The organism is Duganella sp. (genome assembly GCF_039595735.1).
Lineage (GTDB): Bacteria > Pseudomonadota > Gammaproteobacteria > Burkholderiales > Burkholderiaceae_D > Rugamonas.
Genome location: NZ_JBCNLB010000013.1, coordinates 12,957 through 36,711 on the forward strand (window position 1 = coordinate 12,957; position 23,755 = coordinate 36,711).

The 23,755-nt window shown below is 64.5% G+C and carries 9 protein-coding genes; all 9 read left to right on the forward strand.

Going from position 1 to position 23,755, the window contains the following annotated elements:
• The first annotated feature begins 64 nt into the window (after positions 1-64).
• The gene (locus tag ABDW57_RS19590) at positions 65-577 is read left to right on the forward strand and encodes a sigma-70 family RNA polymerase sigma factor (protein ID WP_343731857.1); all 513 of its coding nucleotides are present in this window, start codon (positions 65-67) and stop codon (positions 575-577) included.
• 91 nt (positions 578-668) lie between these two features.
• On the forward strand, positions 669-887 hold the full coding sequence (locus ABDW57_RS19595; protein ID WP_343731858.1) for a DUF4880 domain-containing protein: 219 nt from the start codon (positions 669-671) through the stop codon (positions 885-887).
• Between the two features lie 105 nt (positions 888-992).
• Positions 993-1,223: an MbtH family NRPS accessory protein gene (locus ABDW57_RS19600; RefSeq protein WP_343731859.1), complete on the forward strand. Its 231-nt coding sequence runs from the start codon at positions 993-995 to the stop codon at positions 1,221-1,223.
• 5 nt (positions 1,224-1,228) lie between these two features.
• The gene (locus tag ABDW57_RS19605) at positions 1,229-1,960 is read left to right on the forward strand and encodes an alpha/beta fold hydrolase (protein WP_343731860.1); all 732 of its coding nucleotides are present in this window, start codon (positions 1,229-1,231) and stop codon (positions 1,958-1,960) included.
• Positions 1,938-2,615, forward strand: a complete 678-nt coding sequence (locus ABDW57_RS19610; protein WP_343731861.1) for a 4'-phosphopantetheinyl transferase superfamily protein — start codon at positions 1,938-1,940, stop codon at positions 2,613-2,615. Before ABDW57_RS19605 ends, ABDW57_RS19610 begins: the two co-directional genes overlap by 23 nt.
• A 4-nt stretch (positions 2,616-2,619) precedes the next feature.
• The gene (locus ABDW57_RS19615; protein WP_343731862.1) at positions 2,620-3,597 is read left to right on the forward strand and encodes a TauD/TfdA family dioxygenase; all 978 of its coding nucleotides are present in this window, start codon (positions 2,620-2,622) and stop codon (positions 3,595-3,597) included.
• 56 nt (positions 3,598-3,653) lie between these two features.
• The gene (locus ABDW57_RS19620; protein ID WP_343731863.1) at positions 3,654-14,375 is read left to right on the forward strand and encodes an amino acid adenylation domain-containing protein; all 10,722 of its coding nucleotides are present in this window, start codon (positions 3,654-3,656) and stop codon (positions 14,373-14,375) included.
• On the forward strand, positions 14,368-17,277 hold the full coding sequence (locus tag ABDW57_RS19625) for an amino acid adenylation domain-containing protein (protein ID WP_343731864.1): 2,910 nt from the start codon (positions 14,368-14,370) through the stop codon (positions 17,275-17,277). Before ABDW57_RS19620 ends, ABDW57_RS19625 begins: the two co-directional genes overlap by 8 nt.
• Positions 17,278-17,280: 3 nt before the next feature.
• Positions 17,281-23,754 carry an amino acid adenylation domain-containing protein gene (locus ABDW57_RS19630; RefSeq protein ID WP_343731865.1) on the forward strand — a complete coding sequence of 2,158 codons (6,474 nt, stop codon included), beginning with the start codon at positions 17,281-17,283 and terminating at the stop codon, positions 23,752-23,754.
• Position 23,755: the final 1 nt, after the last annotated feature.

The following is a 23,755-nucleotide window of genomic DNA, read 5'->3' on the forward strand; positions in this document are numbered from 1 at the left end:
ATTTAAAGGTAAAATTAAATAATAATGATTCTCATTCCGAGATTTATGCCCTTGGAGTACGACTGTGTCCTCAGAAGCAACTTTGTCGGATTATTTCCTGCAGCATCGGCAGCAGCTGCGGCAGCTGGCGATCAGCATCGTGCGCACTGCCGATCTGGCTGACGAAATCATGCAGGATGCCTATCTCAAGCTGGCGGATGGCTGCTGCATGCGCAGCGTGCAAAAGCCGCTGTTTTACTGCTGCCAGGTGGTGCGCAACCTGGCCATGGATCACTTCCGCCGTCATTCCACCGAGGCCAGCTACCGCAGCTTCGGCCTGGATGTGGAACAGCTGGAGCGCCCGTGCGCGGTGACGCCGGAGAAAGTGCTCAACGAGCGGCGCGTGATCACGGCCATCGAGCAGGCGTTGGGCCGCCTGCCGGAGCGCACCCGCCGCGCCTTTGAACTGTACCGGCTGCAGGACATGACGCAACGCGATATCGCGGCTGTGCTGGGCTGCTCGGCTACGCTGGTCAACTTCATGATCCGCGATGCTCTCGACGCGTTGCAGGGCTGCCGCGATTTGCTCGACGATTGATTGCGGCCGCCAGTGAAACTGGTGTTCCCGGCGGTTCTGCAATATGCTTGCAGAAAAGGAGCGGCATCGGCCGCCAATGTCGGGAGCAAGCATGAACAATAACAACCCCGCGGACCCGGTCTGGGATACCGCATGGGCATGGGTGGTGCGCGAGCACGAACGCGCCAATTTCGATGCGGCCAGCCGCGAGGAACTGGCGCATTGGCTGGCGGCCGATGCGCAGCATCGCAAACAATACGACAAGGCTTGTCGTCTGTGGCTGCTCAGCGGCCTGATTCCACCGTCGTTCGACGACGAAACTGCAAAATAATCCCATCTCGCACTAAACAATTCAGTACGCAGCGCGTCTTTGTGACAGAGGCATGGAGCTTGAAGCTCCTGCCAAGCTTCTGTTCACTTCTTATAAGGACGCCGCATGTCTACCAGCTGTTTTGATCGCGACGACGAAACCTTCATCGTCCTCAAAAATCACGAAGACCAATATTCGATCTGGCCGCAATGGAAGGCGGTGCCGGGCGGCTGGACCGCCATCGAGGGCATCCAGGGCGACAAGCCCACCGTGCTGGCTTACGTCGAGCAGGCCTGGACCGATATGCGTCCCCGTTCGCTGCGCGAGTGGATGGCGTCGCAAGGGCTGTCCACCTGATCGTCATGACTGCGATTCATCTTCTGTGCCTGCCCAACGCCGGCGCCAGCGCCACCATGTATCTGCGCTGGAAGCGCCTGATGCCGGCGTGGGTCAACCTGGTGCCAGTGGAATTGCCGGGACGTGGCCGCCGCTTGTCCGAAGCCTGCTGCGAGGATTTCAACCAGCTGGTGGCGCAGCTGTGCCGCGAGCACGCCGCGCTGATGCAGCAGCCGTACGCCCTGTTCGGCCATAGCATGGGCGCGCTGCTGGCGTATGGCATGGCCAGCCACCAGCGCGATCAGGGCAGGGCGCTGCCGCGCATCCTGTTCGTCTCCGGCACCGCCGGCCCGTCGCGCCGCGACGGCGACCGCTTTGCCGGCATCACCGATGCGGAACTGATTGCCGATATGCGACGCCAGGACGGCACGCCGGAGGAAGTATTCGAGAGTCCCGAACTGCTGCGCATGACGCTGGACATCCTGCGTGCCGACTATCAGCTGTGCCGCAGCTTCACCTACCGCGCCTCCGAGCGCTTGCCGATGCCGCTGGAGGTGCTGGTCGGCCGCCAGGATGACATAGGCGGCGAGCGTGTGCTGTCGTGGCAGCGCGAGGCCGGCAACGCCTTCGCACTGCACTGGTTCGAGGGCGGCCATTTTTATATTCGCCAGCAGGAAAGCGCAGTACTGCAAGCCATCTTGCGGGGGCTGAAGTATCAGCTCGCGGGAGCCGCTGATGCAGCCGTTAGCCCTGCCTGACTGCGTGCCTGCCGCTATCTCGGTGTGGCAACTGGCGCTGGATCTGCAGGCGCCGCTGGCGCCGGCGGATCTGCAATTGCTCAGCGACGAGGAACGCGCGCGCATCGGGCGCCTGCACCATCCGGCTGACCGCATGCGCGCGGTGGCTGGCCGTGCCGCCTTGCGCCGCTTGCTTGGCGCCGCGCTGTCCTGCGCGCCGCAGCACTTGCGGTTCGGGGCCGGCCAGCATGGCAAGCCGCACCTGCTGGGGCCGCAGCGCCTGGCCTTCAACGTCTCCCACGCCGGCGAGTATGTGTTGATTGCGCTGGGCGGCGATGGTATCGACGCGGTTGGCGTCGATGTCGAACGCCGCGATCCGGTAGCCGATGTCGCCGCGCTGGCGCCGTATGCGTTGACGGCACAGGAGCGCCAGGCGCTGGAACACGAGGCGCAGCCGGCAGCCACCTTTTTTGACATCTGGAGCGCCAAGGAAGCCGCGCTGAAAGCGCTGGGCGTCGGCGTCTCCGAGCATTTGCTGCAGCTGGGCGTGCAGCACCGGCCCGGTCCGGGTCTGCAACTACGTCACCGGGTGGCGCATTGGCCCGCGCTGCGGGGCTGCCAGCTGCCCGCTCCCTTCCAATACAGCGCCGCACTGGCCTGGCATACAAAGGATTGAAACCATGATGGAACTGATGACACGATTTGAACGCAGCGCGCCGCATGGCAGCGCGCTGCCGGTACTCATGACGCCAGCCTACGCGGGCGAGACGCTGCTGGACGCGCAACCGCGCCTGGCTGCGGAAATTGACGCGCATCTGAAGCAGACCGGCGGCGTGCTGCTGCGCGGCTTCAGCGTGCCAACGGTGCAGGATTTCCAGCGCTTTGCGGCCGGCTTCGGCCATCCGCTGCTCAACTATGAGTTCGCATCGACGCCGCGCAGTGCCGTCGGCAGCGGCGTCTACACCTCCACCGAGTATCCGTCGCACCAGCACATCCCGCTGCACAACGAACAGGCTTACACGCGCGAGTGGCCAATGAAAATCTGGTTCCACAGCGTGATCGCTGCGGCCAGCGGCGGCGAGACGCCGATTGCCGACAGCCGCGCAATCTATCGCCGCATGCCGGAGCACATCCGCGCACGTTTCGCACCGGGTATCCGCTACGTGCGCAATTATGGCGAGTTTGATTTGCCCTGGCAGCAGGTGTTCAACACCGAAAGCCGGGCCGCGGTCGAGGCCTTTTGCCGCCGCAGCCACATCGCATGGGAGTGGAAGGAGGATGACGGCTTGCGCACCACCCAGCTGTGCCAGGCCATTGCCAGCCATCCGCATACCGGCGACACGGTGTGGTTCAACCAAGGGCATTTATTCCATGTGTCGAACCTGCAGCCGGAGGTGCGCGAATCGCTGGAAGAGTTATGCGGCATCGACAACCTGCCGCGCAACGTCTTCTATGCCGACGGCAGCACCATCCCCGACGCCGTGTTCGACGAAGTGCGCGCCGTGCTGGCGGCGGAGACGGTGAGCTTCCCGTGGCAGAACGGCGATGTGCTCATGCTCGACAACATGCTGGCGGCGCATGCGCGCTCGCCATTCAAAGGCCCGCGCAAGGTGGTGGTGGCGATGGCCGAACCGCATGGCAACCTGAATCAGTTTTAAGCGAGTAAGCGACGATGAATTCACCGATCCAGATTCCCCTGCAGGCGCCGGCTAGCATGGTTGAACAACTGAGGGCGCTGGCAGACCAGCGTCCGGATGCGACCGCGCTGATTGCGGTCGGGCGTGAGGGCGAGCGCCGGTTCAGCTACGCCCAGATCGATCTGCGCGTGCGCGCCCTGGCTGCGCAACTGCAGGCCAGCCTGACGCCCGGCGACCGCGCATTGCTGGTGCTCGATAATGACGAACATTACGTGGTGGCTTTCTTCGCCTGCCTGTATGCGGGTGTGACGGCGGTGCCGGTGTTCCCGCCGGAGTCGGTGCGCGAGCAGCATCTGGCGCGCCTGTCCGGTATTGCCGCCGACTGCGCAGCCGCTTGCGTGCTGGCCAGCAGCGCGGTGCTGGCATTGCTAGAGGAGCACCGCATCTTTGGCGCTGCGCTTACCCTGGCAGTGGACGCTGTCGATGTTCTGCGTGCGCCGCATTGGCGTCCATATGCGCCGCAACCTGACGATGTCGCCTTTTTGCAGTACACCTCGGGTTCGACCTCGTCGCCGAAAGGGGTAATGGTCAGCCACGCCAACCTGATGGCCAACGAACGCGCCATCGAGGAAGCCATGGCGATCACCAAAGACGATGTATTCGTCAGCTGGCTGCCGCTGTACCACGACATGGGATTGATCGGCGGGCTGCTGCAGCCATTCCACCGAGGGATTCCGGTGGTGTTGATGAGTCCCGCATTTTTCCTTGAGCGGCCGGTGCGCTGGCTGGAGGCGATTTCCACCCACCGCGGCACCATCAGCGGTGGCCCCGACTTTGCGTTCCGTTTGTGCCTGGAGCGCGTGCGGGAGGCGCAACTCGCTGGCCTGGACCTGTCCAGCTGGCGCGTAGCGTTTTCCGGCGCCGAGCCGGTGCGGCACGACACGCTGGCATCTTTTATCGATTACTTCGCGCCATGCGGCTTCGATGCCGGCGCAGTCTATCCTTGTTACGGCCTGGCCGAGGCAACGCTGCTGGTCAGCGGCGGCCAGCGCGGCGCGGGCCTGATCGCTTGCGCGTTCGACGCCGGCAGCGTGGCTGCCGGCCAGCCGCGCCCAGACGCCGACGGTCAACTGCTGGTCGGCTGCGGCGTGGTGCCATCGGCCCATCGGGTTGCGATCGTTGATCCGCAGACTGGTGACACCTTGGACAGCGCGCGCGTTGGCGAGATCTGGGTGTCCGGGCCGAGCATCGCGCAGGGATACTGGCAGCGTGCCGACGCCACGGCAGCGGCCATCACCATACGTGATGGCGCGCGCTGGCTGCGTACGGGGGATCTGGGCTTTTTCCATGGGCAGCAGTTGTATATCGCAGGACGCATCAAGGATGTGATCATCCTGCGCGGCCAGAACCTGTACCCGCAGGACATCGAACGCGCCATCGAGAGCGAAGTGGAGGCGGTGCGCAAGGGGCGGGTGGCGGCGTTTTCGGTCGCCCTGCCGCATGGCGGGGAAGGCGTCGGCGTGGCAGTGGAGGTGTCGCGTGGCCTGCAGAAGCTGGTGCCGCCGCAGGCGCTGGTGGATGCGCTCAGTCAGGCGGTGAGCGCCGTGTGCCGCCAGCCGGTATCGGTGGCGCTGTTGCTGCAGCCGGGCGCCTTGCCCAAGACCTCCAGCGGCAAGCTGCAACGCGGCGCCTGTCGCCACGGCTGGATGAATGGCACGTTGGATGCGTACGCCATTTACGCACATGGCAGCTTCCAGGATGGTGCGACCGGCACCACGGCGCCAGCCAGCGCCGCCTTGCCGGAAGATGAGGTCGGGCGTGAACTGGCTGCCATCTGGCAGCAGGTGCTGGGCGCCGCAGCACCGCTGGCGCGAGACGCGCATTTCTTCGTCGCCGGTGGTAATTCACTGGCCGCCGTGCAGGCGGCGGCGCTGGCTGCGCAGCGCTGGAACGTCGCATTCCCGGCGCGTCTGATCTTTGAATTCCCGGTACTGGAAAGCTGCGCTGCGCAACTGCGGGCTCTCCTGGCTGGCGCCGCTGACGAAGCAGATTCGTCTCTGACGCGGCTGCCGCGCGACGGCGCGGCTCTGCTGCCGTTGTCGTTATCGCAACGCAGCCTGTGGTTGACGTGGGCGCTGGCGCCTGCGAATCCGGCCTACAATCTTGCAGTCCGCCTGCCGCTGCCAGCCAACGTGCAACTGCCTGCCTTGCGGGCCGCGCTGCAGGATCTGGTGGAGCGCCATGAACCACTGCGCACTATCTTCGTGACCGACGCCAGCGGCGAACCCGCGCAGCAGATTGCGCCAGCCAGCCGATTTGCGCTGGCGGTTCAGGAAATCGGTGCGGACGGGGACGCCGCCGCTACGGCGCAAGCCCTGGCCAGCGCACCTTTCGACCTGGCGGCAGAACTTCCATTCCGCGCCACACTGCTGCGCAACGCCGATCGGGCGGAGTTGATCCTGTCTGCTCATCACATCGCGGTCGACGGCTGGTCGCTGCAGATCGCCATCAGCGAACTGGCGGCCGCCTACGCGGCGCACGCGGGCGGCCACGCCACGCCATTGCGCCCGCTGCCGATCCAGTTTGCCGACTTCGCACACTGGCAGCGGCAGCAACTGCAAGGGGCGCCGCTGGAACGGCAGATCGGCTATTGGCGCGAACGTCTGGGCGACGAGCACGAAACACTGAGCTTGCCGCTGGACCGGCCGCGGGGCGCGTCGCCAGGCGCCGCGTTGGCCGGCGTGCATGCTGAGGTCTGGCCTGAAGCACTCAGCGTGGCGCTGCGCCAATACACCCGTACACAAGGCGTCACGCTGTACATGGTGATGCTGGCGCTGTTCAAAACGCTGTTATACCGCGTCAGCGGCCAGGCTGACCTGCGCGTTGGCGCACCGGCCGCCAATCGCCAGCATGCCTCCACCCACGGCATGATCGCCTACCTGGTCAGCCTGACGGTGCTGCGCACGCGGATCGATCCACGCCAGCAGTTCAGTCATCTGCTGCAGCAGGTACGCCAGGCGGTGATGGAAGCGCAGGCCAACAGCGATGTACCGTTCGACATGCTGGTCGATGTGTTGCAGCCGCAACGGCGGCCCGGCGTTCACCCACTATTCCAGGTCAAGTGCACCGAACTGCCCGCTGTGCCGGGCGGGCTGGCCATCGGCGGCCAGGCCGTGGCACCGGAAGAAATCCAGGCCGGACCGGCCCACTTTGACCTGAGTCTCGATTTCACCGACCACGCCAGCGGTATTGCCACGCGCTGGGTCTACGATGCCGCCATCCTGGATGAATCCACCGTGGCGCGCCTGGCGACCGCCTTGCGGGACTTCGCCAGCCAGTTGGTGGCGAAGCAGGAAATTACGCCAATGGCGCTTCAGTGGCCCGGGCCAGTTTCCCGCCTGCGTGGCGCCAGCGACAGTTTTGACGCCTCCGACGTACTGACCTTGTGGCGGCGCGCGGCTGCCATCGATCCGCAGCGCACGGCCGTCCGTCATGAGGAACAGACGCTGGATTACGCGCAGCTGGACCGCCAGTCCGACCAGTTGGCGCACATGCTGCGCGCGCGTGGCATTCGTGCTGAGAGCAGGGTCGGACTGCACGCGGAGCGGAGTTGTGCTTTCGCGCTGGGCGTGCTGGCGGTGCTGAAAGCCGGCGGTGTGTACGTGCCGCTGGACCCGGCATTGCCGCAGGAACGGCTGACGTGGCAGTTGAAAGACAGCGGCGCCGTGCTGTTGCTGAGCACAGGTGATGCGGTCTGGAATACCGCCGTTCCGCTGCTGTCGCTCGATGCATCGGATGAGACGCCGCACAGCGGCATCGCACCGCAAACGGTCCATGCGCGGCAGGGCGCTTATCTGATCTATACCTCCGGCTCCACCGGCCAGCCCAAAGGCGTGCTGGTCACCCACGGCGCGTTGGCCAACTATGTCCAAGGCGTGTTGAGCAAGCTGGCATTGCCGGCGCCGGGCGCGCAATTGGCCATGGTTTCCACCGTAGCAGCGGACCTGGGCCACACAACGTTCTTCGGCGCGCTGTGCGGCGGTCATACACTGCATCTGATCAGCGGCGAACGGGCCTTCGATCCGGACCGCTTTGCCGCCTACATGCGTGAGCAGGCGATCGACGTTCTGAAGGTCGTGCCCAGCCACCTGCAAGCGTTGCTTCACGCGGCACAGGCGCAAGATGTGCTGCCGCGCCAGCGGCTGGTGCTGGGTGGCGAAGCCACCTCGCCGCCGCTGCTGAAGCGCGTGCGCGCGCTGCGCCCGGGATGCGCCGTCATTAATCACTACGGCCCCACCGAAACCACGGTCGGCATCCTGACCCATGCGGCCGCAGACGGCTTCGATGGCGGCGCCACGCTGCCGATAGGACTGCCTCTGCCGAACAGCGAGGCATGGGTGCTGGATGCCGAGCTGAATCCGGTGCCGGCCGGCGTGGCCGGCGAGTTGTATCTGGGTGGGCGCGGTGTCGCGCGTGCCTATATCGACCGCCCCGGCCTGACGGCGGAACGCTTCATCGCCCATCCATTCGACGCGGCCGGCGGCCGCCTGTATCGCACCGGCGACCGGGTGCGCCAGCTGCCGGGCGGCGCCATTGAATTCCTCGGCCGCGGCGATGACCAGGTCAAGATACGCGGCTACCGCGTCGAGCCGCGCGAAGTGGCCACACTACTGGCGGCGCTGGACGGCGTTGCTGCCGCCGAAGTGCTGCCCGTTGCTAGCGAAGACAATCGCATCACGTTGCATGCCTACGTGGTGCCATCGAACGGAACTGCGCTGGCTCCCACACATCTGTTGGCGCAGCTGAAGCAGCACCTGCCTGACTACATGGTGCCGTCCAGTGTGACGCTGCTGGCGGCATTGCCGCTGAACGCCAACGGCAAGCTCGATCGCCGCGCCTTGCCGCAACCGCAGACAGCCCAGGCCGAGGCTTTCCAGCACGCCCAAAGCGAGACCGAAGCCGCGCTGGCGCTGATCTGGACGGATCTGCTGGGTGTTGAGCAGGTCAGCCGCCACGCCAACTTCTTTGAACTCGGCGGCGACTCTATCCTCAGCCTGAAACTGATGGCGCGCGCGCGCAAGGCTGGGCTGCGTCTGCATGGCCGTCAGGTGTTTGAGCACCCGGTGTTGTCCGCCCTGGCCGCGTCAATTGACACGGCATCCGCGCCGCCCGTCACCGGCATCACCGCGCTGGCCCCGGACGACAATATGACGGTGTCGCACGCGCAGGACCGCCTGTGGTTCCTGTGGCGTCTCGACCCCGCCGGCAGCGCCTATCATATTGCCGGAACACTGGTATTGCGCGGTGTTCTGCAGCTGCCGGCGCTGCATGCCGCCTTCAACGCGCTGGTACAGCGGCACGCGTCGCTGCGCACCGTGTTTGAGGAAGATGCCCGGGGTCAGGCGCACCAGCGCGTGTTGCCATCGCTTGCGCTGGAGTTGCCATTGATCGATCTGAGCACGCTGGCCGAATCGTCGCGTGGCGAGCACGCCGCGGCCGCGGCGGACCACCTGCGCCGCGAACCGTTCGACCTGAAGGCCGGGCCGTTGCTGCGCGTCGCCGTCATTCGCACCGGCGAGCAGGCTTACCAACTGGTGCTGTCGATGCATCACATCGTATCGGATGGCTGGTCTATGCAGCTGTTGATCGAGGAATTGGTGCAGCTGTACCGCGACCAACTGAGCGGCCAAGCCACGGCGCTGCCCGCACTGCCATACAGCTACGCCGACTATGCCGCATGGCAGCGCAGATGGCTGGCCGCCGGAGAAGGCGAGCGGCAGCTAACCTACTGGAAGCGGCAGCTTGAAGGCGAACAGCCAGTACTGCAATTGCATACCGATGCGCCGCGCGCCGCACAAACCACCGGCTACACCCTGGCGCACCACCGCGTGACACTGACGCCGGACCTGGCGCAAAAACTGCAGAACGCCGCACGTGCACATGGCGCCACGCCGTTTGTGGCGATGTTGGCAGCCTTGCAGGCCTTGATGCACCGCTACACCGGGCAGCAGGATATCCGCATCGGCACGCCGGTGGCGAATCGCCATCATGCCGACACTGCCGGCATTGTCGGCCTGTTCGTCAACACCCAGGTGCTGCGCGGCCACGCTGCACCACATACCACCTTGCGCGAGCTGCTGGCGCAAGCCAGGACAGTGGTGGAGGGCGCGCAGGCGCACCAGGACCTGCCATTCGATCAGTTGGTGGAAGCGCTGCAGCCAGACCGTAGCCTCGACAGTCATCCGCTGTTCCAGGTCATGCTGAACCATCAGCGCGACAAGCTTGGACTTCTGTCATCATTACCCGGCCTGACGCTGGATCGGTTGGAGCTGGGAGCGCAGACGGCGCAATTTGAACTGGTCGTGAACACCACCGAAATGGATGACGGCGGGCTTGCTGTCGCCTTTGGCTACGCGCGCGAGCTGTTTGCGCCGCAGACCATCGCGCGCATGACCGATCACTACCTGGCGGTCCTGCAAGCCCTTGTCGCAGATCCGGATATGCCGCTGCGCGCAGTGCCGCTGCTGGCTGAGGAGGAAGTGGCGCAGTTGCGCGAACTGTCGCGCCAGCGGGATTACTTTGCAGGTGAGGGCACGCTGCAGCAGCGTATCGAAGCCCGGGCCGCTGTCAGCCCCAATGCAATCGCATTGACCGACGGCGACGCCAGCCTGGATTACGCGACCTTGAACGCCCGCGCCAACCAGTTGGCACATTACTTGATAGCCGCTGGCGTTGGGCCGGAACAGCGTGTCGGCCTGGCTTGCCGGCGCGGCACGGACCTGATTGTCGCCATGCTGGCGGTGCTGAAGGCCGGTGCGGCCTATGTGCCGCTGGATCTGGATTATCCGCCAGAGCGTCTGGCCTACATCGCCGCCGACAGCGGCATCGTCATGCTGCTCGCACACAGCAGCGCAGAGCGTGATTTACCTCCGCTGACGGCGCACACTGTGACCTTCGATACGCTGGATCTGAGCGGTTTCAGCGCCGCCAATCCGCAGCCGCGCTGCCATGCGGATAACCTGGCCTATGTCATCTATACCTCCGGTTCGACCGGCAAGCCCAAAGGCGCGCAGCTCACGCATCGCAATGTACTACGCCTGCTCGATGGCAGCGAGCACCTGTTCCGTTTCGGACCTCAGGATGTGTGGACGTTGTTCCACTCGCACGCCTTCGATTTCTCGGTTTGGGAGATCTTCGGCTCGCTGTGCTACGGCGGCCGGTTGGTGCTGGTGCCTTTCATGATCAGCCGCGCACCGCAGGATTTCCTTGCCTTGCTGCGTCGCGAGCGCGTCACGGTCCTGAATCAGACACCATCGGCGTTCGCGCAACTGATGCAGGCGCCTGGTCTCTACGACGGCGCTGCGCCCGGCCTGCGGGTGGTGATATTCGGCGGCGAGGCGCTGGACCCGGAAAGCCTGCGGCCTTGGATGGACCGCTTCGGAGATGAGGCGCCACAGTTGGTCAATATGTACGGCATTACCGAAACCACAGTACACGTTACGTACCGCCGCATCACCCGCGCCGACTTGGGCGCCGGCCGCAGTCCGATTGGTGAAGCCTTGCCAGATCTGGGACTGCATGTGCTGGATGCGCAGCTCAATCCCTTGCCACTCGGCGTAGCCGGCGAACTGTATGTCTCGGGCGCCGGCCTGGCTCGCGGTTATCTGCGCCGTGCCGGACTGACGGCCAGCCGTTTCGTCGCCAATCCGTTTAGCACCGATGGCGGACGACTGTACCGCAGCGGCGATCTGGCACGCTGGAATTTGCAGGGACAACTGGAGTATCTGGGCCGTGCGGACGACCAGGTGAAGATCCGTGGCTTCCGCATCGAGTTGGGCGAAATCGAGGCCCGTCTGCGCGCGCTGCCCGGTGTCGGCACTGGCCTGGTCATGGTGGACCAAGGGCAGGGCGGCGCGCGGCTGCTGGCCTACGCCGTGCCGGCGTCGGGCTGCCGCCTGGACGGCGCTGCACTGAAAGCTGACTTGGCCGAAGGCCTGCCAGACTACATGGTGCCTGCCGCCGTGGTTGTGTTGCCATCGATGCCGCTGAACGCCAACGGCAAGATCGATCGCAAGGCACTGCCGTTGCCGGAAAATCTCAACACCATCCGGAGCGGCGAGCTGCCGCGTGGGGAGCAAGAGCGCATGCTGGCTGAAGTCTGGTCTGAAGTGCTGGGCCTGAAGGAGGTGTTCCGCGGTGACCATTTCTTCGAGATCGGCGGACACTCCCTGCTGGCGATCGCCATGACAACCAGGCTGCGGGTCGCCAGCGGCATCGATCTGCCGCTGCGCAAGGTGTTCGAATATCCGCTGCTGGCCCATATGGCGGCGCAACTGGAGCAGGTCGCTGCCGAGTGCGATGAACCAAAGTTGACTCGTGTGCCGCGCAACGGAACCGTGCAGCTGCCTCCTGCGCAGCGCCGCCTTTGGCTGGTGGACCGCATGGCCTCCGATGCGGAGCGCCGCGCCTACAACATGGCGGCGACGCTCAATCTCGATGGTGAGCTGGATATCGACGTGCTGCGCGGCGCCTTGCAGGCGTTGGTCGCACGGCACGAGGTACTGCGCACCGTGTATCGGGAAAATGACGATGGCGATCCGGTTGCTCATATCCTGCCGCTGGTCGAGGTGGCGCTAAACGAAGAAACGCTGCTGCCGGAGCAGCTGCAACAGGCAGCGCAGGACCATGCCGACGCCTTGTTTGATCTGGCTCACGGCCCGTTGCTGCGCGTCAGAATGGTTCGACTGGAGGCGGACCGGCACGTGCTGCTGCTCGCAGTCCACCACATCGCGTTTGACGGTTGGTCGCTGTCGGTCTTCATCCGTGACTTCGTCGAAAGCTACCGTGCATTGGCCGCCGGCGTGGCCGCACCTGATGCGCTGGACATTCAATACGCTGATTACGCCGACTGGCACAGCCGTCAATTGGCAGCGCACGCTGCGCGCGATCACGCTTTCTGGCGCGAGACCCTGGCGGAGGCACCTGCTGTATCGACGTTCCCGCACGACCGGCAGGGAGAAGCCGCACTGGCGTCAACCGAAGGTGAGTCGTTAACCATCAAGCTTGATGCGGAACTCACGCAGACTTTGACGCGGCTGGCGCACGCCCGGAAAACATCGTTGTTCATCGTGCTGTTGGCGTCTTTCCAGTTGCTGCTGCATCGTGCAAGCGGTGCGGGTGATCTGGTGATCGGCACCGACGTTGCCGGCCGTGGCCACCCGGCACTGGAGGCCTTGATCGGCTTTTTCGTCAACGTGGTGCCGCTGCGTTCACGCCTGCAGACGGATCAGAGTTTTGCAGAATGGCTGGCGCGAACGCACGACTGCAGCCAGGCGGCGTTTGCACATCAGGATCTGCCTTTTGACCAGATTCTTGGGGCTGCCGGCTTGTCGCGTGGACGCCAGCGCAGGCCGCTGGTGCAGGTGCTGTTCGTGATGCAGAACCTTCCTGAATCCAGCTTCGACATCCCTGGTCTGCATATCGAGCTGAAACCACAGGCGACCACGCAATCCAAGTTCGATCTGGCGGTATTTGTCCAGCAAGGACAGGACGGGTTGACTGCGCAATGGGTATTTTCCAGCGCGCTGTACACGCGTGACCACATCGTGGGCGTGGCAGCACAGTGGCGCGAATTGCTCACGCAAGTTGCAGTCCGGCCGCACGACGCGCTGGCCAGCTTTGCACCGATACCAATAAAGGACAGCAGTATGAACGACACCTCCAATGTCAGATTGAACAAGTTGGAAAAACTCAAAAAGCTGGGTACACGCGACGGCGCCAAGGCTGCGCCGCGTGCAGCGGTCCGCACCTCGTTGCTGCATCCCGATCGCCAGTTCCCTTTGGTGGTGGAAGCCAGCAGCGATATCGACGCGGTAGCGTGGGCCCGTACCCAGCGCGATTTCATCGACAGCGCGCTGGCACGTCATGGCGGTATCTTGTTCCGCAACCTGGGCCTCGACACGCCGCAGCAGTTTGAGAATTTCGCCGAGGTCATTGAGCCGGAATTGTATGGCCAGTATGGCGACCTGCCGAAGAAAGAGGGCGGCCGTAACACCTACCGCTCCACGCCGTATCCGGAACGTCAGATGATCCTGTTCCACAACGAGAGTGCGCACCTGGACCGCTGGCCGCGCAAGCAATGGTTCTACTGCGAACTGCCATCGCCGGTTGGCGGTGCGACGCCGATTGTCGATTGCCGTGAAATGCTGCGCCGCCTGCCGGCCACATTGGTGGAGGAGTTCGAACGCAAAGGCCTGCTGTACGTCCGTACCTTCACCGACAGGCTGGACGTGCCATGGCGCGAGTTCTTCAAAACCGACAGCCGCGTGGAAGTAGAGCAGCGTCTGGCGCAGGCCGGCATCGAGTGGCGATGGCTGCCGAACGACGAGCTGCAGACGCGCACCCGCTGCCCGGCCGTGATCACACACCCGGTCACCGGTGAGCGGGTGTTCTTCAATCAGGTGCAACTGCATCACGTCAGCTGTCTGGAGGAGGAAGGGCGCAACGACCTGCTGTCGCTGGTTGGCGCCGAGCGCATGCCGCGGCAGGTGTATTTCGGCGACGGCAGCATCATCCCGGACCAAACCATGGCCATCATCGGACAGGCCTATGAGGATTGCGCGGTGCGCTTTGAATGGCGCAAAGGCGACGTGGTCATGCTCGACAACATGCTGGCCGCCCATGCGCGCGACCCGTTTGAAGGCCCGCGCAAGATCGTGGTTGCCATGGGCGCGATGTTCGATCGCGCGGATCTGGCAACTGCCGAAATCCCTGCAACACAAGGCGAATCGAATGACTGAACTGATAAAACTGCACGATGACAGCATGCCGCTGTCGCCCGAACAGCGCATGATGCCGGTGGATGCGCGAGACATCAAGGCCTCCGTCCTGATTCATGCGTCCCGGAAGGACATTGCGGATTTGCGGATTGAAGTGCCGAAGGTACTTGCGCGTCATGACGTCCTGCGCCATACCTTTAGCCAGGTGGAGGGCTATCGTGGCCTGCGCCAGAAGATAATGGACTCCGCCGGGCCGGAAACCCAATATTGGGATTTACGCGAACACGATGACACCTCCGTCACACTGAGCTTGACAGTGCCGGCATTGATGGCGGATGGCGCCAGCCTGCAAGCACTGCTTGCGCAAATCGAAGCGGGGTGCAATGGCAGTCTGCAGCATGCCGATGAACCCTTCCAGTACGCCGATTTCGTCGAATGGCGTCAGGATCTGGAAGACGATCCTGACAGCTCGGCTGCGCGCCAGTACTGGGAAAAGGTATTGCGCGACATCGCGCCCATGTCCGCTCCACGGCTGTCCTATCGCGGCTTGCATCCATCGCCGGAGACATTGCAGATCCAGACGCGCATCGGAGCGGAGTTGGTAGGCAAAGTCAACGCACTGGCCACAGCTCATGGCTGTTCCGTTGAAATTGTGCTGATGTCGGTGTGGATGCTGTTGTTGGCTCGCCTGACCGCTTGCGAAAATAGCACAATCGGCTGGCGCCACGACTGCCGCCTGGATTACGAGCCTATGCGCGGCGCGGTTGGTGTCTACGAGAAGACTTTGCCGTTCCTGCTGGACGTCACTGCAGGGGACAGCTATGCGGACTGGATTCGGCGGTGCATCGCGCGCAGTGAGCAGCACCTGGACGCTCAGGAAGGGTGGACAGCGGAGCATGCGGCAACTGTCACGCCGCTGCACGTCGGCTTTACCTACAGCGAAGCTTCGCCATCGTCATGGACGGTGCAGCGGCAGCCGACGCCGCCGGGTTTTGAACTGGCGCTGCAAGTAGTGTGGCGCGACAACGCGGCCAGCATCGTGCTGCATGGTGCTGGCTACGGACAGGTGGTGCTGGAGCGCCTGTCCGAGCAGTTCTCAACGCTGCTGAACGCCGTGTTGACGGCACCGGACGCGCATGTCCACGATTATGATCTGATCGGCCCCGTTGAACGCGCCACAATGGCGCAATGGCAGCGCGAGGCCGACTTTGGCACGCGCAGTCTGGGCAGCCAGATAGCCCAATGGGCGCAAAACACGCCTGAAGCCGTTGCCGTGGTGACGTCTGACGTGTGCTGGACCTACGCGGAACTTATCGCGCGTGCCAACCGTCTTGGCAACTGGCTCAAATCGCGCGGCGCGGCGCCGGGGACCCTGGTGGCCCTGAACCTGCCACGTTCGCCCGACATGGTACTCGCCATCCTCGCGACGTGGTCTGCCGGCGCAGCCTATGTGCCGCTGGAACCGGAGTGGCCCGCCGTGCGCCGCGCGCGCGTGCTGGCGGATGCCCGGCCAGTGCTGGTGCTGCACGCGCCAGGATGGTCGGCCCCGCTGACCGAAAATGAGGTGATATTGGACCGCATCGACCTGCAGGCATATCCGTCCACGCCGGTCGTGGCGCCTGGCAGCGGCGATGCGCTGGCCTATGTGTTGTACACCTCCGGTTCAACCGGCCAGCCGAAAGGTGTGATGATTACGCACGGCGCCTTGCACAACTACGTGGCGGCTGTATCGCAGGCTTTGGATCTTCACTCCGTGCGGCGCTGGGGGCTGACCAGCACCATCGCCGCCGATCTTGGCAACACGGCCTTGTTCGGTGCCCTCTACAACGGCGCATCGCTGGCCGTGGCCAGCGATGCCGAAACCCGCGACGGTGAATCCTTCAGCCGCTTCATGGCGCAGCACGGGATCGATGGATTGAAAATGGTGCCTTCGCACCTGGAGGCTTTGCTCGACTGCGCCCAACCACGGCTGCCGCGTACCCTGGTGCTTGGCGGTGAGGCCACTCCACGCGCACTGATTGGACGAATCCAGGCATTGGCGCCCGAATGCGCGGTGTACAACCATTATGGCCCGACCGAGACCACGGTTGGTGTTCTGGTCCATGCCGTCACGCCGGAAGATGCGCAGGCAGATACGCTGCCGTTGAGCGCGCCGTTGACGAACAATCGTATTCTCGTGCTGGATGAATCCTTGCGGCCAGTACCGGCGGGCGCCATGGGCGAGGTGTACGTCGGTGGTGCCCAGCTTTGTGCCGGATACCTGAACCGGGGGCGAACCGACGCCTTTGTCGACGACCCAATGCTTCCGGGCGACAGCCTTTACCGCACCGGCGACCTGGTTTACGTGCTGCCGCAAGGCGGCCTGCGGCTGGCGGGGCGCGTGGACCATCAGCTCAAGATCCGCGGTTATCGCGTCGAACCCGGTGAGATCGAGGTGGCGCTCATGAATCAACCCGGTGTGCGCCAGGCCGTGGTGCTGCCGGTGTCCAATGCCCAGGGCAGCCACGATCTTGCCGCCTTCCTGATCGGCGACATGGCCGACCTGCGCACCTCGCTGGCAGCCCTGCTGCCGTCGCACATGGTGCCCGCGCGGTTCACCTGGCTGGCGGAGTTTCCGCGTCTGGCTAATGGCAAGATCGACCGCATGGCATTGGTTCAGCAGCTTGACACGATCGGATCCGTTGCCGACGAACCGGCCGACGACCTGGAAGCCTGCCTGGCTGGCTGCATGGCAGAGGTGCTGAGGCGCGAACGCGTGGGCGTGCACGATGACTTTTTCGACCTTGGCGGCCATTCGCTGCTGGTCATCAAACTGGTGGCGCGCATCCGCAAGCACCTGCAGATAGAGCTGGCTGCTGCTGTGATCTTCGACCACCCCAGCGTGAGCGCATTGGCCGCCGCGCTGCGTAAGCAACAAGGATAAGCAATGACTGATAAAAATCGGGCGGTGCCGCTGTCTCTCGCCCAGCAACAACTGTGGTTTTTGCAGAAACTGAACCCCGCGCTGACCGCATACAATCTGCCGCGCGTGCTGCGATTCAGCGGAGCGTTGGATGCCGATGCGTTGGAACGTGCTTTCCGTGCTGTCATCGTGCGCCATGCTGTTCTGCGCCACCGCTTCTTTGAGTATGACGGCGTGCCGATGCAGCAGGCACAGGATACCAGTGACTTTGTGCTGGAGCGTCTTGATTTTTCCTCGCTGAGCGAGGAAGAATATCAGCACCAGCTGAATCAGCAGATTGCGCGGATTGCAGGGCATGTGTTTGACCTGGAGAACGGCGCAACGCTGGTCGCCTGCCTGATGCGCAGGAGCGGCCAGGAACATGTGCTGGCATTGTGCTTGCACCATATCGTATCGGACGCGTGGTCGAATCGTATCCTGGCGCGCGATCTGAGCGCAGCTTATCGGACTGGCAGCCTGCCGGCGTTGGCGCTGCAGTATGCCGACTACGCATTGTCGCAATCGCAGTTGGAGGGAAGCGAAGCACAGCTGGCGGACATCGCGTACTGGAACAACTACCTTGGCCAGGATGTGCCATCGCTGGACTTGCCGACGGACCGGGTGCGGCCGGCGCGCCAGAGCTATCAGGGGGGCGCTGTCTACTTCGATCTGGCGGCCGATGTGTCGTCGGCGCTGCTGCGCTTCTGCCGCGAGGAGAAAAGCAGCCCGTTCATGGTCTTGATGGCAGCGTGGCAGGTGCTGCTGGCGCGCTACAGCGGTCAGTACGACTTTGCCGTTGGCGTGCCTAATGCAGGCCGCCAGCGCGAGGAAGTGCAGGAAATGATCGGCTACTTCATCACAACGCAAGTGTTCCGCGCGCGGCTGTCGCCGCATATGAGCTTGCGCGACACGCTGCGCCAGGTGCGGGCCGATGCGCTGGCGGCGTTGGAGCACGCGGAACTGCCGTTCGAGACACTGCTGGAAAGCCGTGCCGAGCGCCGTGATCCTGCGCGCAGCCCGCTGTTCCAGGTGATGCTGGGCGTGCAGATGGATGACGCCCTCGCGGAGCTGGATTTTGGTGCGGTGCGCTGCGCTGCGATGGCGTTCGCTGAATATGGCGCCAAGTTCGATCTGTCGCTGGACGTCAGCCTGAGTGCGCAGCGGGTACGCGGCCGCCTGGAATATAACAGCCGCCTGTTTGACGTCGCCACAGCTGAGCGGCTGGCTGGCTGCTTCCAGCACGTGCTGGCGCAGCTGGCGACCAATCCGGCGCAGCATATCGCCGATCTTGCGTTGCTAGATGACGATGACCGCGCGCAGTTGGCGCGTTGGGGCGTCAACGCCCGTCGCTATCCGGACCAGGAAACCGTGTTGCAGTTGTTTGAACGCGAGGCGGCCACGCATCCAGATGCGCCGGCGCTGCTGCACGGTGATGAAACGCTGAGCTACGCGGAACTGAACCGGCGCGCCAACCGTCTGGCGCAACACCTGATAGCGCAGGGCGTGCGGCCGGAGACGCCGGTCGGCGTGGCATTGGAACGCTCCACCGGCATGATCGTCGGCCTATTGGCCATTCTCAAAGCCGGTGGCGCCTACGTGCCGCTGGACCCGGACTATCCGCAAGAGCGCCTGGCTGCGATGATTGCCGACAGCGGCATGCCACTGCTGCTGACGCAATCATCGGCCGCGGCGCGCATTCCAACGCCGGCCGGCCTGCGGGTGCTGAACACGGACACGATCGATCTGTCGTCGTACGGTGATCACAATCCATCGGTGGTGCTGCATGGCGCGGCGCTGGCCTACATCATCTACACCTCCGGCTCCACCGGCAAGCCGAAAGGCATCGGCATCACCCACGCCACGCTGGCGGAGCACAGCCAGGTAGCGCAGGGCTACTTCGGCCTGACGCGCAAGGACCGCATGCTGCAGTTCTCGACAATCAATTTCGATGGCTTTGTGGAGCAGCTGTTCCCGGCGTTGACCTGTGGCGCGGCCGTGGTGCTGCGCGGCCCGGCACTGTGGGACAGCGCTACCTTCCGCCACGAGCTGCTGGCGCGCGGCATCACCATCGCTGATCTGCCGACCGCCTATTGGCATATGCTGGCGCAGGACTTCGCGCGGCTGCCGGCATCGCAGCGCCAGTACGGCGCGCTGCGTCAGGTCCAGGCAACCGGTGAAGCGATGCCGCCGGATGGCGTGCAAGCCTGGCGCGACGCTGGTCTGGCGCACGTCAAACTGCTCAACAGCTACGGCCCCACCGAGGCCGTGGTGACGGCGGTAACGCAGGACTGCCACGGCTATCTGCACGGCGATGCGCCGCTGCCGGCGCAGATGCCGATCGGTCAGCCGCTGGCTGGACGTCACTGCTACGTGCTGGATGCGAATCTGGCGCTGTCGCCACCGGGCGCGCCGGGCGAGCTGTATATCGGCGGCGCGCTGCTGGCGCGGGGATATCTGGGCCGCGCCGGACTGTCGGCGGAACGCTTTGTGGCCGATCCGTTTGACCATGCGGGCGGACGTCTGTACCGCACCGGCGACCTGGCGCGCTGGAACAACGCCGGCCAGCTGGAGTACCTCGGCCGCACCGACCATCAGGTCAAGATACGCGGCTTCCGCATCGAGCTGGGTGAAATCGAAGCACGCCTGCTGGCGCTGCCGCAGGTGTCGGCGGCGGTGGTGGTGGCACTGGCCGCACCGGGCGGCAGCCAGCAACTGGCGGCCTACGTGGCCGCTGCTGAACTGGACGCGCAGGCCGTGCGGTCTTCGTTGTCCGCACACCTGCCGGATTACATGGTGCCGGCATCGGTGACGGTACTCGATGTGCTGCCGCTCAACGCCAACGGCAAGATCGACCGCAAGGCGCTGCCGCCGCCCGACTGGAACGCGGGTGCGCAGTACGAAGTACCTCAGGGCGCAGCAGAACAGGCACTGGCCGACATCTGGGCTGATGTGCTGGGCCACCAGCGCGTCGGCCGTCACGACAACTTCTTTGAACTGGGCGGCCATTCATTGCTGGCCATCCGCCTGCTTGAGCACATGCGCCGGGCCGGATGGCATGCAGATGTGCGGCTGCTGTTCCAACATCCTGAGCTGGCGGCATTCGCCCGCGCTGTCGAGGCGCAGAGCACCGCCACAGGAGAAAAGGAAGCAAGGCTTACCGCACCTGCAAATGGCATTCCTGATCACTGCACCGCCATCACCCCATCGATGCTGACCATGGTGTCGCTCACGCCGGCGCAGATATCCGTACTGGAACAGGCGGTACCAGGTGGTGCGGCGAACATTCAGGATGTGTATCCACTGGTGCCGCTGCAGGAGGGTATCCTGTTTCACCACCTGCTGCAATCGGCAGGTGACGCCTATGTCACCCGCTGCCTGCTCAGCTTTGACAGCGAAACGGTGCTGCAGCGCTTTATCGCCGACCTGAATCAGGTGATTGCCCGTCACGACATCCTTCGAACGGCGATTCTGTGGGAGGGCTTGCCGGCCCCTGTACAGCTGGTGTACCGCCAGGCACCGTTGACGCTGGAGTGGTTGCAGCCCGGAAGCGATGCGCATGCACGCCTGCAGGCGTATGTCGATCCCGCGCACTATCGAATCGACGTGCGTCAGGCGCCGTTACTGCGCGCCATCGCTGTCCACGACGTATCAGAACAGCGCTGGCTGTTACAGCTGCCGAGCCACAATCTGGTGCTGGATCACACTACGCAGGAACTGCTGATTGAAGAAATCGCGCTGATTCAGCAGGGCAGGGCAGCAGAGCTGCCGGTCCCGGTGCCGTTCCGCGACTTTGTCGCCCGCGCACGGCAGGGTGTCAGCGAGGCTGAACATGAGCGGTTCATGCAATCGCTGCTGGGTGACGTTGAGGAACCCACCGCACCATTTGGCATACTGGATGTGCAAGGCGACGGCATCGGTGTGGAAGAACTGCGGCTGCCGCTGGATGCCAGGCTGGCGGCCGATGTGCGGCGTCTGGCGCAGCAACTGGGTGTCAGTCCGGCGGCGATTTTCCATCTGGCCTGGGCGGCCGTACTGGCCAGAACCAGCGGCAAAGATGATGTGGTGTTTGGCACGGTGATGTTCGGCCGTATGCAGGGTGGTGCGGGTATCGAGCGGGCACTGGGCATGTTTATCAACACGCTGCCGGTGCGCGCCCGCCTGCGCGGGGTCAGCGTTGGCAGGGCGCTGCGCGACATGCACGCGCTGCTGACGGATCTGCTGCGCCACGAGCATGCCAGCCTGACGCTGGCGCAGCGCTGCAGTGGCCTGGCCGCGGGAACGCCCCTGTTTTCCGCATTATTCAACTATCGTTACAGCCCGCGCGCGGAAGAGGGCGCGCAACCTGTACTGCAGGGGATGCAGGTGCTTGGCGGTGGCGAGCGTACCAGTTACCCGTACACCCTGTCAGTGGACGATCTGGGACGTGGCTACGGTCTGGTGCTGCAGGTAACGGAGCGCGTCGGCGCACAGCGCATGGCCGATTATATGGTCGCTGCGCTGGCTGCACTGTCCGAAGCGCTGGAACACGCGCCAACGCTGCCGATCGAAGCACTGCCGCTGGCGCCGCTGACGGAAGCGGCTGCGTTGCTGCGGCTGGGAGTCAATGGCCGGCGCTATCCGGACCAGGAAACCGTGTTGCAGTTGTTTGAACGCGAGGCGGCCACGCATCCAGATGCGCCGGCGCTGCTGCACGGTGATGAAACGCTGACCTACGCGGAACTGAACCGGCGCGCCAACCGTCTGGCGCAACACCTGATAGCGCAGGGCGTGCGGCCGGAGACGCCGGTCGGCGTGGCATTGGAACGCTCCACCGGCATGATCGTCGGCCTATTGGCCATTCTCAAAGCCGGTGGCGCCTACGTGCCGCTGGACCCGGACTATCCGCAAGAGCGCCTGGCTGCGATGATTGCCGACAGCGGCATGCCACTGCTGCTGACGCAATCATCGGCCGCGGCGCGCATTCCAACGCCGGCCGGCCTGCGGGTGCTGAACACGGACACGATCGATCTGTCGTCGTACGGTGATCACAATCCATCGGTGGTGCTGCATGGCGCGGCGCTGGCCTACATCATCTACACCTCCGGCTCCACCGGCAAGCCGAAAGGCATCGGCATCACCCACGCCACGCTGGCGGAGCACAGCCAGGTAGCGCAGGGCTACTTCGGCCTGACGCGCAAGGACCGCATGCTGCAGTTCTCGACAATCAATTTCGATGGCTTTGTGGAGCAGCTGTTCCCGGCGTTGACCTGTGGCGCGGCCGTGGTGCTGCGCGGCCCGGCACTGTGGGACAGCGCTACCTTCCGCCACGAGCTGCTGGCGCGCGGCATCACCATCGCTGATCTGCCGACCGCCTATTGGCATATGCTGGCGCAGGACTTCGCGCGGCTGCCGGCATCGCAGCGCCAGTACGGCGCGCTGCGTCAGGTCCAGGCAACCGGTGAAGCGATGCCGCCGGATGGCGTGCAAGCCTGGCGCGACGCTGGTCTGGCGCACGTCAAACTGCTCAACAGCTACGGCCCCACCGAGGCCGTGGTGACGGCGGTAACGCAGGACTGCCACGGCTATCTGCACGGCGATGCGCCGCTGCCGGCGCAGATGCCGATCGGTCAGCCGCTGGCTGGACGTCACTGCTACGTGCTGGATGCGAATCTGGCGCTGTCGCCACCGGGCGCGCCGGGCGAGCTGTATATCGGCGGCGCGCTGCTGGCGCGGGGATATCTGGGCCGCGCCGGACTGTCGGCGGAACGCTTTGTGGCCGATCCGTTTGACCATGCGGGCGGACGTCTGTACCGCACCGGCGACCTGGCGCGCTGGAACAACGCCGGCCAGCTGGAGTACCTCGGCCGCACCGACCATCAGGTCAAGATACGCGGCTTCCGCATCGAGCTGGGTGAAATCGAAGCACGCCTGCTGGCGCTGCCGCAGGTGTCGGCGGCGGTGGTGGTGGCACTGGCCGCACCGGGCGGCAGCCAGCAACTGGCGGCCTACGTGGCCGCTGCTGAACTGGACGCGCAGGCCGTGCGGTCTTCGTTGTCCGCACACCTGCCGGATTACATGGTGCCGGCATCGGTGACGGTACTCGATGTGCTGCCGCTCAACGCCAACGGCAAGATCGACCGCAAGGCGCTGCCGCCGCCCGACTGGAACGCGGGTGCGCAGTACGAGGTGCCGCAAAACGTCGCCGAACAGGCATTGGCCGACATCTGGGCTGATGTGCTGGGCCAGCAGCGCGTCGGCCGTCACGACAACTTCTTTGAACTGGGCGGCCATTCTCTGACCGTCATGACGCTGGCCGCGCAGCTGCGGCAGCGCCATGGCATCAGTATACCGCTACGCGCGGTCTTCGAAATGCCAACCATCGCCGCGTTGGCGGCCATTCCTGCCTTGCAGGGGCTGAACGGCGGCGTTAATGAAGACCTGGCCGCTATCGACGCTTTACTCGCAGAACTGGAATCCTGAA